This window comes from Marivita sp. (assembly GCF_020055675.1).
In the GTDB taxonomy this organism is placed as follows: domain Bacteria; phylum Pseudomonadota; class Alphaproteobacteria; order Rhodobacterales; family Rhodobacteraceae; genus Marivita.
The window spans coordinates 42,898-58,565 of record NZ_JAIPUS010000002.1; the positions used below are offsets into that span (position 1 = coordinate 42,898).

The 15,668-nt window shown below is 62.0% G+C and carries 17 protein-coding genes and 1 tRNA gene; 9 read left to right on the plus strand and 9 right to left on the minus strand.

The genetic code is table 11. The annotated features are described in order from the left end of the window. Positions 1-46: 46 nt before the first annotated feature. Positions 47-1,333: a homoserine dehydrogenase gene (locus LCF59_RS02055; protein ID WP_292285099.1), complete on the minus strand. Its 1,287-nt coding sequence runs from the start codon at positions 1,331-1,333 to the stop codon at positions 47-49. A gap of 77 nt (positions 1,334-1,410) precedes the next feature. Next, complete coding sequence (locus tag LCF59_RS02060; protein WP_292285101.1) at positions 1,411-1,719, minus strand: hypothetical protein; 309 nt, start codon at positions 1,717-1,719, stop codon at positions 1,411-1,413. A 73-nt stretch (positions 1,720-1,792) separates the two neighbouring features. Here LCF59_RS02060 and LCF59_RS02065 point away from each other — a divergent pair, with 73 nt between their 5' ends. Next, a complete protein-coding gene (locus tag LCF59_RS02065; protein WP_292285103.1) occupies positions 1,793-2,377 on the plus strand; it encodes a TetR/AcrR family transcriptional regulator in 585 nt (194 codons plus the stop codon). A gap of 89 nt (positions 2,378-2,466) precedes the next feature. Here LCF59_RS02065 and LCF59_RS02070 read toward each other — a convergent pair whose 3' ends face one another. Together LCF59_RS02070 and LCF59_RS02075 are read right to left on the minus strand one after the other, a co-directional pair. Continuing rightward, entirely contained in the window at positions 2,467-3,240 is a 774-nt protein-coding gene (locus LCF59_RS02070) for an amino acid ABC transporter permease (protein ID WP_292285105.1), read from the minus strand. 10 nt (positions 3,241-3,250) lie between these two features. Then, the gene (locus LCF59_RS02075; protein ID WP_292285107.1) at positions 3,251-3,991 is read right to left on the minus strand and encodes an amino acid ABC transporter ATP-binding protein; all 741 of its coding nucleotides are present in this window, start codon (positions 3,989-3,991) and stop codon (positions 3,251-3,253) included. 126 nt (positions 3,992-4,117) lie between these two features. Here LCF59_RS02075 and LCF59_RS02080 point away from each other — a divergent pair, with 126 nt between their 5' ends. Continuing rightward, entirely contained in the window at positions 4,118-4,894 is a 777-nt protein-coding gene (locus LCF59_RS02080; RefSeq protein WP_292285109.1) for a transporter substrate-binding domain-containing protein, read from the plus strand. A gap of 231 nt (positions 4,895-5,125) precedes the next feature. On the opposite strand, the gene LCF59_RS02085 is transcribed toward LCF59_RS02080, so the two are convergent. From LCF59_RS02085 to LCF59_RS02095, 3 genes are all read right to left on the minus strand, one after another. After that, a tRNA-Leu gene (locus LCF59_RS02085) sits at positions 5,126-5,211 on the minus strand. Between the two features lie 78 nt (positions 5,212-5,289). Continuing rightward, positions 5,290-5,835 (minus strand): tetratricopeptide repeat protein, encoded by a 546-nt coding sequence (locus LCF59_RS02090; RefSeq protein ID WP_292285111.1) that lies wholly within the window; start codon positions 5,833-5,835, stop codon positions 5,290-5,292. Positions 5,836-5,866: 31 nt separating this feature from the next. Then, complete coding sequence (locus tag LCF59_RS02095; protein ID WP_292285113.1) at positions 5,867-6,337, minus strand: Lrp/AsnC ligand binding domain-containing protein; 471 nt, start codon at positions 6,335-6,337, stop codon at positions 5,867-5,869. Between the two features lie 111 nt (positions 6,338-6,448). Here LCF59_RS02095 and putA point away from each other — a divergent pair, with 111 nt between their 5' ends. From putA to LCF59_RS02125, 6 genes are all read left to right on the plus strand, one after another. After that, on the plus strand, positions 6,449-9,871 hold the full coding sequence (gene putA, locus LCF59_RS02100; RefSeq protein WP_292285115.1) for a bifunctional proline dehydrogenase/L-glutamate gamma-semialdehyde dehydrogenase PutA: 3,423 nt from the start codon (positions 6,449-6,451) through the stop codon (positions 9,869-9,871). A gap of 31 nt (positions 9,872-9,902) precedes the next feature. Continuing rightward, on the plus strand, positions 9,903-10,646 hold the full coding sequence (locus tag LCF59_RS02105; RefSeq protein ID WP_292285116.1) for a rhomboid family intramembrane serine protease: 744 nt from the start codon (positions 9,903-9,905) through the stop codon (positions 10,644-10,646). A 161-nt stretch (positions 10,647-10,807) separates the two neighbouring features. Beyond that, the gene (gene ettA / locus LCF59_RS02110) at positions 10,808-12,463 is read left to right on the plus strand and encodes an energy-dependent translational throttle protein EttA (protein ID WP_292285118.1); all 1,656 of its coding nucleotides are present in this window, start codon (positions 10,808-10,810) and stop codon (positions 12,461-12,463) included. Between the two features lie 235 nt (positions 12,464-12,698). Continuing rightward, positions 12,699-12,905, plus strand: a complete 207-nt coding sequence (locus LCF59_RS02115; RefSeq protein ID WP_292285120.1) for a cold-shock protein — start codon at positions 12,699-12,701, stop codon at positions 12,903-12,905. A gap of 362 nt (positions 12,906-13,267) precedes the next feature. After that, positions 13,268-13,828: a L,D-transpeptidase gene (locus LCF59_RS02120; protein ID WP_292285122.1), complete on the plus strand. Its 561-nt coding sequence runs from the start codon at positions 13,268-13,270 to the stop codon at positions 13,826-13,828. Positions 13,829-13,952: 124 nt separating this feature from the next. After that, entirely contained in the window at positions 13,953-14,126 is a 174-nt protein-coding gene (locus LCF59_RS02125; protein ID WP_292285123.1) for a hypothetical protein, read from the plus strand. Positions 14,127-14,157: 31 nt separating this feature from the next. Here the strand turns inward: LCF59_RS02125 and LCF59_RS02130 are convergent, their stop codons facing one another. Then, positions 14,158-14,421, minus strand: a complete 264-nt coding sequence (locus LCF59_RS02130; RefSeq protein ID WP_292285125.1) for a hypothetical protein — start codon at positions 14,419-14,421, stop codon at positions 14,158-14,160. A gap of 268 nt (positions 14,422-14,689) precedes the next feature. On the opposite strand from LCF59_RS02130, the gene LCF59_RS02135 reads away from it, so the two are divergent. After that, positions 14,690-14,896 (plus strand): cold-shock protein, encoded by a 207-nt coding sequence (locus tag LCF59_RS02135; protein ID WP_292285127.1) that lies wholly within the window; start codon positions 14,690-14,692, stop codon positions 14,894-14,896. 95 nt (positions 14,897-14,991) lie between these two features. On the opposite strand, the gene LCF59_RS02140 is transcribed toward LCF59_RS02135, so the two are convergent. Next, a complete protein-coding gene (locus LCF59_RS02140; protein ID WP_292285129.1) occupies positions 14,992-15,666 on the minus strand; it encodes an arylesterase in 675 nt (224 codons plus the stop codon). Between the last annotated feature and the right edge of the window lie 2 nt (positions 15,667-15,668).

Sequence of the window (15,668 nt, forward strand, 5' to 3'; positions counted from 1 at the left end):
TTACGCGCCGGCCCCACCCCTGACAAGGTTGGTTGCGCTAAAGCCTTCAGACCTGTTCGATCCGCAACGCCACCGGTTCGCCTTCGACAACGCCGGTGCCGACCATCGCGGCAAGTGCATTGTCCAGCGCCGCGCGCGTTGTCTTGTGCGTGACGATCAGCACCGGGGCCGTGTCCTGTTCGTGGCTGCGCTGCCGCATCCGGTTGATGGACACACCCGCCTCGCCCAGAACCGCGGCGACCTTGGCCAGGGCACCGGGCTTGTCCTGAAGGCGAAGCCGCAAGTAATAGGGCGCCGGTGTCGCGGTCTTGGCGGGTTTCGGCTTCTTGAGGTTGCCCGAGGGCTGGCCAAAGGTCGTCACCCGTGTCCCGCGTGCGACATCCAGGACATCGCCCATCACCGCGCTGGCTGTCGGCCCTTCGCCCGCGCCCGCACCGCGCATGACGATCTGGCCGACCTGATCGCCTTCGATGACCACCATGTTGGTGCCCCCGTCCAATTGTCCTAGCGGAGAGCTTGCCGGGACAAGACAAGGCGACATGCGCTGTTCCAACCCGCGACCGGTCATCTGGCACACACCCAGAAGCTTGACCTTGTAACCCATGTCGGCGGCTTGCTGAATATCCTCGATGCTCACCAAACCGATGCCTTCGAGCTCGACAGCGTCAAAGTCCACCTGGGTTCCGAATGCGATGGACGCAAGCAGAGACAGTTTATGCCCCGCATCGATCCCACCCACGTCCAGTTCCGGATCGGCTTCGAGAAAGCCAAGACTGTCGGCCTCCGCGAAGGCCTGGTCATAGGTCAGGTTGGCCGATTCCATCCGTGTCAGGATATAATTGCAGGTGCCGTTCATCACCCCCATGATTCGCTGGACATCATTGCCCGCAAGCCCTTCTGTCAGGGTTTTGACAACGGGAATACCGCCGGCCACAGCCGCTTCGAACCGCAGGACCACGCCGTTTTGCTCGGCCGCTTCGGCCAGCGCCTGGCCATGGTGCGCCAGCAGGGCCTTGTTCGCCGACACCACGTCCTTGCCGCAGCGCAGTGCCGCCTCGGTCGCAGCCTTGGCCGGGCCATCGCTGCCGCCGACCAATTCGATGAACACGTCGACATCGTCCCGCTGCGCGAGGGCGACGGGATCGTCTTCCCACTGATAACTGTCCACAGGAACACCGCGGTCCTTGCCCCGGTTGCGGGCGCATACGGCCGAGATCGTGATCGGACGCCCGCCGCGCGCTTCGAGCAGCGCCGCTTTCTGGCGAACGATCTTGACAACGCCCGTGCCGACAGTGCCCAGACCCGCAATTCCAAGGCGCAATGGTTCAGTCATGTCGGGCAATCCTTTTGCAGTCGGTCGATGCTTATGCCCGCAATAGCGACTTGCGCTCAGGCCTGCAACGGCCCTGATCAGGGTGGCGCCACTCCGCCGTTCATCCGGTCCCGCGTGTCCGGGTCGATCACCGGCCCGCGCAGCCCCCCGACGCGGGCGCGCAACGCCTCGGCGCGGGCGCGCAAGGCGTCATCGTCGGAATCGGTCAGACTTGGGGGGGCTTGACCGCTTTCCAACTGCTCAAAAGGCAAAAGCTCCGGGTAGTCTGCGCCTGGATCGTTTGGCGACAGGGCGGCGTCCACCTGGGGGAATTCGGTACAAGCCGCCAGGCCCAACACCGGTATGATCCACGCCCGCCACATCAGAACCGCTCCTTCTTTTGGCATCTTTCATGCCGCAGGCGCCGGGCACGCGCAAGCACGGGCTGGTTCTGAACAAACGTTCAGTTAACCTGCCGAAATGGCGCGCACAGCAGGTTCACATTCGAATATCACCGGTCCAAGGGTCCAGGAGGCCGCTTTGACGCTTTTCGCCCGGCATGGGTATGCCGCCGTTTCGATGCGCCAGATTGAGGGCGAAGTCGGCGTGCAGGCCGGGGCGCTCTATAATTACACGACGGACAAGCAGTCGCTCCTGTTCGATCTGTTCAAGAGGCATATGGTCGATTTGCGCACAGCGCTTGATGCGCAGCCACCGTCCGCATCACCTCAGGACAGGCTCGAAGCCTTTGCGCGGTTCCATATACGGTTTCACCTCGAACGCCCGCAGGCTGTGTTCATTTCCTACATGGAACTGCGCAATCTGACGCCAGAGAATTTCCGCGTCATCGAAGAGCTGCGCCGACGCTACGAAGGGGTGCTCGAGGCGATCCTGGAAACCGGGCGCGATGCCGGGGCGTTTCATGTCGCCGACACCAGGGTCACGGCGCTTGCCATCATCGCAATGCTGACCGGGATCAACACATGCTACCGCAGTGGCGTGCGCCTGTCCCTGGCCGAGGTCGAAGCCATCTACTGGGACATGGTCCGCAAAGCGGTGACTTGACACGCACGCCGCCGGCACATCGGGTCGCAATCGCGGCACCCGGCGCGCTCAGCGCTTTCGTCCTCCCGTCCCCCGAATTTGCGGGGGTCTCAGCGGCTTTCATCCGATCCCATCCTGCGCTCCAGCCAGCGCACGAAAAAGCTGATGATCAGAACCAGCACCAGGTACTCCAGGATCAGCAGCGAATAAATCTCGAGCGGTCGATACTCCGTGACCACCAGCTCATTGGCACGGCGGGTCAGCTCCTGCATCCCGATGACCGACGCAAAGGCCGACATCTTGACAATATAGATAAACTGGTTTGCCAGGGGCGGCAGGATGCGCCGGATCGCCTGTGGCAGCACGACATAGCGCATCGTCTGGCTGTAACTCAGGCCCACGGTCCGCGCCGCCTCTGTCTGGCCTTTCGGGATCGATTGAATGCCGGCACGGTAGATTTCGGCGGTGAAGGCGCTGTCGGAAATCGCCAAGGTGATGATCGCGCCCCAGAATGCATCGATCGTGATCGGAACACCAAGCGATCGCATCACCACGGGCAAGCCGTAAAATACCCAGAACAGCATCGGCAGCAGCGGAATCGCGCGAACGAATTCGATATAGATCCGCGACGGCAACCGCAGCCACCTGTTCGCCGACATGCCCGGCAAAGCCACCAGCAGGCCGATCAGCATCGACAGGCCCGCTGCGATCAGGGACAACTGGATCGTCGCCCAGAACCCGCCGAGCAGGAATTCCACATTCGATCTGCCCTGCGGTGTGCCGGGATCGATGACGTACCAACCCCATGTGCCGCCCGATCCGCTACACCCGGCAAGCAGCAAGAGACCCGGCAAGAGCGCCCATCGTCTGAGTGAACCTGTCATCGATAACGCCCTAGTGATGTATTATCTTGTCCAGAAACGCGCGGAAGCGTTTCGATCTCGGCGCGTCGAACACTGCCGACGGCGCGCCCGTCTCGACAATCTCTCCGCCATCCATGAACACCATCCGGTCGGCAACCCTGCGGGCAAACCCCATCTCGTGGGTCACGACAAGCATCGTCATTCCCTCTTCGGCCAGCTCTACCATGACGTCCAGCACTTCCGAGATCATCTCGGGGTCCAGCGCGGACGTGGGCTCGTCGAAAAGCATGATCTTCGGCTTCATGCACAATGACCGCGCGATGGCGACACGTTGCTGCTGACCGCCGGACAGATCGCGCGGGCGTTTATGCGCCTGTTCGGGAATGCGCACGCGCCCGAGGTAATCCATCGCCAAAGCTTCGGCATCCTTGCGCGACAGCCCACGCGTCTTCATCGGACCCAGTGTCAGGTTCTCAAGCACCGACAGATGCGGGAACAGGTTGAATTGCTGGAACACCATGCCAACCTCGGCGCGCACGCGCTGCACGCTTCCGCGCTCCGCCAGGGATATGCCATCGACCTCGATATGCCCGGAATCATAGTCTTCCAGACCGTTCACGCAGCGGATCAGCGTCGACTTGCCGGACCCGGATGGCCCGCAGATGACGATCCGCTCGCCAAGGGTCACATCCAGATCGACACCCGTCAGCGCCCGGAAATCGCCGAAAGACTTGTTCAATGACCGTATTTCAATGACGCGGTTCGCGCTCATGTCCCACTCCAAAGCTGCCTGGTGCTCTCAAGATAGCGTGCGCGTCAAAAAATCAGCATGTTACGATGGTATTCGGAGCGTGCGCACTATCTAGCCCCAAAAGGTCATCCACGAAAAGGAACTAATATGCGTTTTTTGAAATCAATCGGACTGGCGGCAACTTTTGCCGCATCCTTGCTCGCCGCCCCTGCCTCGGCGCAGTCGGCCTTGCAGGATATCCTGAGCGGCGGCGTGCTCAAGGTGGGCACAACGGGCGACTGGAACCCCATGTCGGTGCGCGATCCTGCCACCAACAGCTTCAAGGGCTACGACGTCGACGTGATGACAGAGCTTGCCTCTGATCTCGGAGTAGAGCTCGAATTTGTCCCGACCGACTGGAAAACGCTGGTGAACGGCGTCGTTGCCGGGAATTACCACATGACCGGCTCCGCCTCGATCAGCCCGGCCCGGCTCAAGGCCGCAGGCTACTCCGACAGCTATATCTCGGTCGAGATCCTGCCCTTCACGACCGATGACAAGCTGGATCGCTTTTCCGGGTGGGAATCCATCAATTCTGGCGATGTGAAAGTGGCCACCACCCTGGGCACGAGTTTCGAAGGCATGGTCCGTAGCTGGTTCCCCGACTCTGACATCAACGTCGTCGAAGCGCCCGCCCGCGGATTTCAGGAAGTCCTGTCTGGCCGCTCCGACGTGTTCGTCACGTCCAACATCGAAGGCGCCACCCTGTTGTCGAAATTCCCCAACCTGCGCCAGATCGAAACCGACAGCCCGCGGTCGCCGACGCCTATCGCGATGCTCCTGCCGCAGGACGACCAGGTCTGGATCAATTACGTGAACAGCTGGATCGAGCTGAAAAAAGCGCAGGGCTTTTTCGAAACCACCGCGGCGAACTGGGGGCTATGACGCCACATCGCTCCCGCTTTGGAAAACCGGCCCCCGCGGCCGGTTTTTTCCTTGATCCCGTCGGTCAGCCTGTCTGACCGATATCGCCCGGATCGACCACGCCTTGATCCGAGCCGCCGGCAGGTCAACGGTCTTTGTCCTTCGCGGATATGACCAAGACCTGAAAAATGCCATACTCCTGGGACATCAGAAAACCTGACAGCGATTGCATACCGCATTTTCAGGCGTTCCTGGTGCGGGCGGTGGGACTCGAACCCACACGGGGAAATCCCCTTCAGATTTTAAGTCTGATATGTCTACCATTCCATCACGCCCGCACGCGATTATTCCTAGCCGGGCTTTCGCGCGAAAACAATCACCGGTCTGCGGGTTTCACGCCCGGGCTGCTCGGGATTCTACAGTTTTTCTCCCGGCGGATCAGTCAGCAGGAACCGCTCGCTCAGCCAGGGGTTCAGCGCCACCGCGCGCCGCAGCACCTCCTGGGCCTTGTCCGCGTCTCCCAGTTCGATCAGGGTCAATGCTTTGCCGGTGAGCGCGCCGGTGTGGCGCGGGTTCAGCGAAATCGCCTGATCGAGATCGGGCAACGCCGCCGGATAGTCACCCCGGAGGAAATTCAGCAATGCGCGCTGGTTATAGCCCTCCGCATAAAGCGGACAGTAGGAAACAAGCGCATCAAGCCGGTCCAGGGCGCGCAGGTAATCGCCAACGCGCAGCGCCGCAAGCGCGGTGTCCAGCATGGATTGCGACGGCTCGTCGGGGGCATCCAGCCACAGCTCCCACATCTGGTCCGAAATCCCCCGGGCGACCATATCGTCCGGCGCGCGCTGAATCTCCACGTAAAGCTCATCAAGCTCGTCGGTATGATCCGGCGCGGCCGGGCAGCCATCTGCGACGGCCTGTTGCGCCAGGCACAGCGCCACTGCTGCGATCAGGTATCTCATGCCGCCATAACGCAATCTTGCCCCGGCTCCGTCAAGTCACGTTTCCAAAAGCTTCTTCCTTGACCGCCTGCATCGCCACATAGGTCGAGGTGGACGCGACATGCGGCAGGGTCGAGATCTTCTCGGCCAGAACCAGGCGATAGTTTCGCATATTCGCGGTGCGCACCTTGAGCAGGTAATCGAAATTCCCTGCAATCAGATGCGCCTGTTCGATCTCGGGGATCTTCGCCACGGCCTCGTTGAACGCGGCGAGGGCCAGTTCGCGCGTGTCCGTCATCTTGACTTCGACAAAGGCGATATGATCAAGCCCCAGCCGGATCGGATCGAGCAACGCGCGATATCCTTGAATTGCGCCCAGATCCTCAAGCCGCCGCAGACGCGCCTGCGTCGGCGATTTGGACAAACCGATCCGCCGGGACAATTCCGTGATCGACACGCGGCCATCCCGCGCCATCTCTTGCAAGATAGCGCGGTCGAATCGATCCAGATCGGAAATATCCATTTTGCCTGCTCTCTCGCCAAAAATCAGTCCAATCAGGCGGCAAGTTCCGCCTGAACCGGAACTCTACCCGTCATTTGCGCGATATCATACTGAAAATGACCGGAGACCGCCATGCCTCGTGACGACCGTCCAAACCTGCGCCAGTTGATCGACGACAACACCTACGCCGCCGAGGCGCCAGTCCTCGATCAGCTCCGCGCCACCGCCGAGCTGTCCGAGGACGACCGGACCCATATCCGCGACCGCGCCACGAAACTGGTCACCGGCATTCGCGAGGACGCGCGCCCCGGCCTGATGGAGGTTTTCCTCAGCGAATACGGGTTGTCGACGGAAGAAGGCATCGCACTCATGTGCCTCGCCGAAGCGCTTTTACGGGTGCCCGACGCGGCAACCATCGACGCGCTGATCGAGGACAAGATCGCGCCCTCCAACTGGGCCAGCCACCTGGGCGAAAGCACGTCGCCGCTCGTGAACGCGTCGACCTGGGCGCTGATGTTGACCGGGAAGGTGCTGCGCGACGAACACCCCGGCCCGGTCGGGCATTTGCGCGGCGCGATCAAGCGGCTTGGAGAGCCGGTAATCCGCAGCGCCGTCGGCCGCGCCATGCGCGAGATGGGTGCGCAATTCGTGTTGGGAGAGACCATTCAGTCCGCGATGACCCGTGCCAGCAAGATGGAGGCCAAGGGATATTCCTATTCCTACGACATGCTGGGCGAAGCCGCGCGCACCGAAACCGATGCACGCCGCTATCACCTGTCGTATTCCCGCGCGATCAGCGCCATCGCCGGAGCGGCCAGGTCCAAGGACATCCGTGACAATCCAGGCATATCGGTCAAGCTGTCCGCGCTGCACCCGCGCTACGAAGAGGCCCAGCGCGACACCGTGATGAACGAGGTCGTGCCGCGCCTGCGCACGCTGGCGCAACTGGCCCGGTCCGCCAATATCGGTCTCAACATCGACGCCGAAGAGGCAGACCGCCTCGCGATCTCGCTCGACGTGATCGAAACCGTGCTGTCAGACCCCACGCTCAAGGGGTGGGATGGTTTTGGCGTGGTCGTGCAGGCCTATGGCCAGCGCGCCGGTCCTGTCATCGACTGGCTGCACAGCCTTGCCGAACGGCTCGACCGGCGGATCATGGTCCGCCTTGTCAAAGGCGCCTATTGGGACACCGAAATCAAGCGTGCGCAGGTCGAGGGTCTGTCCGGATTTCCCGTATTCACGGCCAAGCACCACACCGATATCAGCTATATCGCCAATGCCCGCAAACTGCTTGGCATGACCGACCGCATCTACCCGCAATTCGCCACGCATAACGCCCATACCGTGGCGGCGATTCTGCACATGGCGGAAGATCGGTCTTCTTTCGAATTCCAACGTCTGCACGGCATGGGCGACGCGCTGCACGATACCGTCAAGGATACCGAAAACACGCGGTGCCGCATCTATGCCCCGGTCGGGGCGCATCGCGATCTTCTGGCCTATCTTGTCCGCCGCTTGCTGGAAAACGGGGCGAATTCCTCGTTCGTGAACCAGATCGTCGATACCGATGTGCCTCCCTCCGAGGTGGCCGCCGATCCGTTTGACGCAACCGGTACGCCTGACCTGCCCACCGGGCCCGAGGTGTTCCAACCCGAACGCCCAAATTCTGTCGGCTGGGATCTGACCCACCGGCCCACCCGCGCCGCGATCGTCGCCGCGCGCGCGCCCTTCGCCTCCGGGCAATGGCAGGCTGCGCCGCTCTTGGCGACGCAGGCCGACGCGGGCGCAACCGACCCGGTGCGCAATCCGGCCCGTGCCGGGGACAGGGTGGGCGTTGTCACATGGGCCACCCCCCACACAGTTCAGGCGGCCTGCACCGCCGCGCGTCCGTGGTCTGCCCCGGTCCGCGACCGGGCCGACATCCTGAATCGCGCCGCCGATCTCTATGAGGCGCATTACGGAGAGCTTTTCGCCCTGCTGGCGCGGGAAGCCGGGAAATCCCTGCCCGATGCCATCGCCGAACTGCGCGAAGCGGTGGATTTCCTGCGCTACTACGCCGCGCGCGCCGACGGGCCGGATCCACAAGGTGTGTTTGCCTGTATCAGCCCATGGAACTTTCCCCTCGCCATTTTCACCGGCCAGATCGCGGCCGCTCTTGCAACCGGCAACGCCGTTTTGGCCAAACCTGCCGAACAGACACCCCTGATCGGCCATCGCGCCACCCAGTTGCTGCATGAAGCCGGTGTGCCGCGCACCGCCCTGCAACTTCTTCCCGGCGCGGGCGATGTCGGTGCGTCCCTCTGCGCCAACCCGGACATCAAGGGCGTTGCCTTCACAGGCTCGACCGAGACCGCGCAGATCATCCATCGCAGCATGGCCGAGCACATCGATCCCGGCGCACCCCTGATCGCCGAAACCGGCGGACTGAACGCGATGATCGTCGACAGCACCGCTCTGCCAGAACAAGCGGTCCAAGCCATTGTCGAATCCGCCTTTCAATCCGCGGGTCAGCGGTGTTCGGCCCTGCGCTGCCTTTATGTGCAGGAAGACGTTGCCGAATCCTTTACGACCATGCTCACCGGTGCAATGGATGCGCTCGTCATCGCCGACCCATGGACCTACGGAACCGATGTCGGTCCCGCGATCGACGCCGACGCGCGGGATGACATCCTGTCCTATATCGATGCGGCCGACGCCGAAGGCCGGGTGCTGCACCGCCTGCCCTTGCCGGACGGCGGCACCTTCGTGCCCCCGGCCTTGATCAAGGTGACCGGCATCGAAGAAATGGAGCGCGAAATCTTTGGCCCCGTGCTGCACATCGCCACCTTCAAGGCCAGGAACATCGACAAGGTCATCAACACGATCAACGCCACCGGCTACGGGCTGACCTTTGGTTTGCAAACCCGGATCGACGATCGGGTGCAGCACGTCTCGGGAAGGATCGAGGCCGGCAACATCTATGTCAACCGCAACCAGATCGGGGCCATCGTCGGCAGTCAACCCTTCGGCGGCGAGGGGCTTTCGGGCACCGGACCCAAGGCGGGCGGCCCGAACTACCTTGCCCGCTTCCGCACCCATCGCGCGACTGACACGGGCGCCGCCTGGGGCACGCCGGACGCCAAAGACCGCCTTGCCAAGGGGCTGCAAGAAGCCGGCTCCGACCGGCCGGTCAGCACCCGCACACTGCCAGGCCCCACCGGGGAATCCAACGTGCTCACCTGCCTGTCGCGTGGCCCGATCCTCTGTCTCGGGCCGGGAAAGCGCGCCGCGCAGGCGCAAGCCGACGCCGTCACGGCGCTTGGCGGCTTGGCCGTGTCGGCGCAGGGCGACATCGAACCGGATTGGCTCACCGATCTGCCGCACCACGGCGCGATCTGGTGGGGGGAGACCGGCACCGCGCGCAGCCTGCGCCAGGCTCTTGCAACCCGCGACGGGCCGATCCTTCCGTTAATCACCGGGATGCCCGATACCGGCCATGTCTGCCGGGAACGCCATGTTTGCGTCGACACGACCGCCTCGGGCGGCAACGCACAACTTCTCAGCGGCGCGTCTTGACGCGCCCCCGCTTTGACACAACTCTCGCGGCATGTTCCCGATCCGCGATCATAACCCGTCAGGCCGCACGCCCTATGTCACCTACGCGCTGATCGTCGCGAATATCGGCATCTTCCTGAGCTATTGGCCGGTGATGCAGAGCGAGCAGCAGATGCTGCGCTTTTATTTCGACTGGGCGCTGATCCCGGCTCTGGTCTCCGAAGGCCTCGGCTGGAGTGGGTTTTTCACCTCGATGTTCCTGCATGGCGGGTGGATGCACCTGATCGGCAACATGCTGTTTCTCTACATCTTCGGCGACAATCTTGAAGACGAAATGGGCCATTTCGGCTTTGCGCTGTTCTATCTCGCCGCCGGGCTGGGGGCCGGGGCCGTGCACTATATCGCAGCCCCCTTGTCGCCGGTTCCGACCGTCGGAGCCTCCGGCGCGATCGCCGGTGTGATGGGCGGCTACCTGCTGCTCTTTCCAAAGGCAAAGGTCGACATCCTGATCATCATCGTGATCATTTTCCGCGTCTTTCCCATACCGGCGTGGATCATGCTTGCCGTTTGGTTCGGAATGCAGGTCTTCGGCGGGTTTGGCAGCGCCGCCGATGAAGGTGGGGTCGCCTATTGGGCGCATGTCGGCGGCTTCGTGGTCGGATTGGCCCTGACGATTCCGACCTGGCTTCGGCTCGGCGGGCCGCGCTTCTGGAGCCAGACCGAGGGGCACCCCCCGCATCCGGAGGCAAAATATCAACTGAGCCGAACGAATGTGCCCAAGGTCAGACGCAAGTAGCGCCCTGCCCCCTGATCTGACCCGTGTTCTGCCGCATGATCCACCATCATGTGGCCGTCACGCCAACCGCCAATTCCAGACAAAGCCCGAACACGTGCGATTGCGTGGCTGCGCCTGCGCGTGTATCCCTCGGCAAAACCGAAATTCAAAGGAACGCAATCATGGCCTCCTACCAATATGTCTACCACATGAGCGAGGTCTCGAAGACCTATCCGGGTGGCAAGAAAACGTTCGAAAACATTCATTTGAACTTTCTTCCCGGGGTCAAGATCGGCGTCGTGGGCGTCAACGGCGCGGGCAAGTCCACGCTGCTCAAGATCATCGCGGGGCTCGACACGGACTTTTCCGGCGAAGCCTGGGCCGCAGAAGGTGCCAAGGTCGGCTACCTGCCGCAGGAACCACAGCTCGACCCGTCGCTCAATGTGCGCGAAAACGTCATGCTGGGGGTGGCCGAGAAGAAAGCCAAGCTCGACCGCTTCAATGAACTTGCGATGAACTACAGCGACGAGACCGCCGAAGAAATGGCGGCCTTGCAGGACGAGATCGACAGCAATGACCTGTGGGATCTCGACAGTCAGATCGACGTGGCAATGGAGGCGTTGCGCTGTCCGCCGGATGACGCCGACGTTGAAACGCTGTCGGGCGGTGAAAAACGCCGCGTTGCGCTGTGCAGATTGCTTCTCGAAGCGCCGGACATGCTGCTGCTCGACGAACCGACCAACCACCTTGATGCCGAAACGATCGCGTGGCTGCAAAACCACCTCGTCGCATACAAGGGCACGATCCTGATCGTCACCCATGACCGCTATTTCCTCGACGACATCACCGGCTGGATCCTCGAATTGGACCGCGGGCGCGGCATCCCCTACGAGGGCAACTATTCCAGTTGGCTGGAACAAAAGGCCAAGCGCCTGGAACAGGAAGCCCGCGAGGACAAGGCCAAGCAGAAAACGCTGGAACGCGAACTGGACTGGATGCGGCAGGGTCAGAAGGCCCGGCAAGCGAAATCCAAGGCGCGTATCCAGGCCTATAACGAGATGGCGAACCAGTCCGAGCGCGAACGGGTCGGGCGTGCGCAGATCATCATCCCGAACGGCCCGCGCCTCGGCTCCAAGGTGATCGAGGTCGAGGGCCTGAAAAAGGCGATGGGCGACAAGCTGCTGATCGAAGACCTGTCCTTCAGCCTGCCGCCCGGCGGCATTGTCGGTGTCATCGGCCCCAACGGCGCGGGCAAATCCACGTTGTTCAAGATCCTCACCGGCCAGGAACAGCCCGACGGCGGCGATGTCAGCTACGGCGACACGGTGCAGCTTGCCTATGTCGACCAGTCGCGCGACGATCTTGCGTCCGACGACACCGTCTGGGAGGCGGTCACCGGCGGGGCCGAGGTCATCGAGCTGGGCGATGCGCAGGTCAACTCGCGCGCCTATTGTTCGGCCTTCAATTTCAAGGGCGGCGACCAGCAGAAGAAGGTCGGCCTCCTGTCAGGCGGCGAACGCAACCGGGTGCACATGGCGCGGCTGCTCAAGGAGGGCGGCAACGTGCTGCTGCTTGACGAGCCGACCAACGATCTCGATGTCGAAACGCTCCGCGCCCTCGAGGACGCCATCGACGATTTTGCCGGCTGCGCGGTGGTCATCAGCCACGACCGATTCTTCCTCGATCGCCTCTGCACCCACATCCTCGCCTTCGAGGGCGATGCACATGTCGAATGGTTCGAAGGCAATTTCGAAGATTACGAGGAAGACAAGAAACGCCGCCTCGGCCCGGACGCGGTTGAGCCGAAGCGGGTCAAGTTCAAGAAGTTCTCGCGGTAAAGCCAAACGGACGTGGCCCCGATTGGGGCCGCCCGTCCCGGCAATCGACCACCGATCGACAGGACATCCAAGATTTGTCTTGTGAGACTCACAGCGATCTGTCATAGAGAAATGGCTAACGATCTTCTATTCGACCCTGACGTTTTCCGATTCCGGCACTCAGTCTTCGATCCAGACGTGACTTCGCCATGTTGCCGCACTTCCGCGGGCAACGGAAAACATAAGGATACTTCACATGGCCACTGGCACAGTGAAATGGTTTAACACCACAAAAGGCTACGGCTTTATCGCACCCGATGGCGGCTCCAAGGACGTGTTCGTGCACATCTCCGCCGTTGAACGTTCGGGCCTCACAGGCCTCAGCGACGACCAGAAAGTGAACTTCGACATCGAAGCTGGTCGTGACGGACGCGAAAGCGCGATCAACCTCGCGCTGGCATAAGCCACACCGATTTTCGGATTGAAAACCGCCTGGAGGCCGCGTGCCTCCGGGCGGTTTTTCTTTGTCCTGTCGCGACCCGGAACCCCATTCGCTCGATCCTTCTTGAGTGAGGGAACCCCACGTCATGCAAAATTGGCGACCGGTTTCCTGCTCGCCCGGCGCCGCGGATCACACGGTCACGGGACGCGGGCCTGCCCATGACCGCGGCACGCCTTGGCACGGCACTGTGTCCTTTATGCCGCAAATACATCATTATAAACGCTGGACCGGCAATCAATAGACTTGTTCCGGCTATAAGCATCGGCAGAATTCCCGATCAGCCGCGTAACGCGGATCACAGACCGAAAGGACCAGGGCTGCCCATGATTTCCCGAAGACATTTCATCGCCGCTGCGGCCGCCGGCCTGGCGGCACCGCATGTCGCAACGGCGCAAGCGGTCAATATCGATCCGATCTACATGCCCCAGAACGTGCGCCTCAAGACCGATGTTGCGCCGGGCCGCATCCTGATCCTGCCGCGCGCGCATTTTCTCTATCATGTCACCGAGCAAGGGGTGGCGCGCCGCTATGGCGTCGGTGTTGGCCGCGCCGGGCTTGAGTTCACCGGCACAGCCGAAATCTCGGTCAAGAAGGAATGGCCCACCTGGCGCCCCACGAACGAGATGATCGCGCGCGAACCGGACACCTATGCCGACTTCAAGGACAACGAGTATGTCCAACCCGGCGGACCGGGCAATCCACTGGGCGCGCGCGCGCTTTACCTGTTCCAGAACGGGCGCGACACCTTCTTCCGCATCCACGGCACGACGGCCCCGCGCTCGATCGGGCAATCCGTGTCAAACGGATGCATCCGCATGCTCAACGACCATGTGAGGGATCTCTACGACCGCGTGCCAATCGGCACTGTCGTGACTGTCCTCTGACCCGTCACCGGGGCAGGCAGACTGCCCCGGTATTTCCCGTATGCAGCCATAATCCTTGCACGATCCCCTGCGAATAAGCCCACCTCAAGCGGGTGAATGCCCAATCGATATGAAGGGGAACACGATGGCCGCAGTGTCACTCATCGCCGGGAGCATCCTGGGCTGGATCGCAGCCGCGATCGCGCTGTTTCTCGGCGCGCTGGCCTCGACCGCGCTGGTCGTGTTCATAGCGACAAGCCTGGGATTCGCCACGCTCACGCTTGGCGCGGCCCATGCGATCGACACACGCACCACCTGAACCGCCTGCACGGCCAAGAGCCGCGCGGCCGTTACAGCAAGACGCGCAAGACCAAAAGGTTCGGAATCACGAAAACCGCCGCAATGCAGACCAGTTTTGCCCAATGCGATGCCAGCTTGAACAAATTGTTCTGCTCAAGCGCATCCCCATACGCCATCGCGGCAAACAGCAACGCCCCGGACTGGCCGTTCTCGATCTCACGGCTGCGGTCAAGCTCCGCGCGCGCGGCTTGATAGCGGTCTTCCAGCATCTGCTTCTTTTCTTTTGCGGAAACCCGCGCATCCATTCCGGACATAGTCACTTTCCCTCTCGGCACGCGGGGTCTTGCTTCGCCCCGTGAACGCAAGACGTGGGGCTGATCGAAATGAAGGCAAGCGCCCGCCATTTGTTAATTTCACTGCGGCTTTTTTCTTGCTTCATTGCCGGAATCGCCCGAAGATTCAATCCGCGAAGTTATCAAAATGCGACCACTGCTCCGTTCCGGCTCAGTCAAGCACTTTTGACCGACCACGCCCGTCGCGCCTTCTTGCCGGCGGAAGACAAGACAGACAGGAGTAGAACGGATGGCCACTGGCACCGTCAAATGGTTCAACACCACCAAAGGCTACGGATTTATTGCACCGGAAAGCGGCGGAAAAGACGTATTCGTCCATATTTCAGCGGTAGAACGGTCAGGTTTGACCGGGCTCGCCGACAACCAGAAGGTAACATATGACCTCGAAGCAGGGCGCGACGGGCGCGAAGCTGCGGTCAATATTGCCCTCGCCTGACCAGATCAAGGGTCGCACATGGCCGGATATCCCGGTCCTCCGGGATGCATGACAGATTTGCGGGCGGCTCTGTCGCCCGTCAATAATTGTACGCGTCAGTCAGCCGCGCGTTGCACCAACTCCACCACAGCCGGCCCCATCGCTTCAACGATCCGCTCCACCCCTTCGGCATTGGGATGGATCCCGTCAGGCTGCATCAAGGGGCGAATGTCAGCGGGCGTTTCGCCATCCGTATAAAGCCCCTCGAAGAAGCGGGGGAAATACAGCGCGTCATGGGCCTCGGCCAATTCCGGATAGATCGCGTCGAACTCGGCCTTGTAGTCGGGTCCGTAATTGCCCGGCGCTTCCATGCCGACGATCAGGACCTCCAACGCGTTCTCCTGCGCCACCTCCAGGATACCTTCCAGGTTGTCGCGTGCCCTCTCCGGATCAAGCCCACGCAGCAGGTCATTTCCCCCAAGCGCCACGATCAACGCGTCCGTTGACGGATTGAGCGACCACGCCACGCGCGACAGGCCACCGGCTGTCGTGTCGCCGGACACACCGGCATTGACGAGCCGCACATCCAGCCCAGCCGATTCGAGGTACGCGCGCATCTTCGGCACGAAACCCTGCGCATCTATCAGGCCATATCCGGCCGTCAGGCTGTCTCCCAAGGCAATCACTTCAACGGTGTCTGCCTGCGCTGCGGTCATTGTGCACAGGCACGCCGCGGCGACACGCACCTTGCTCAACACCCGCCAAGCCCCATATGTGATCCAATGCAACATGA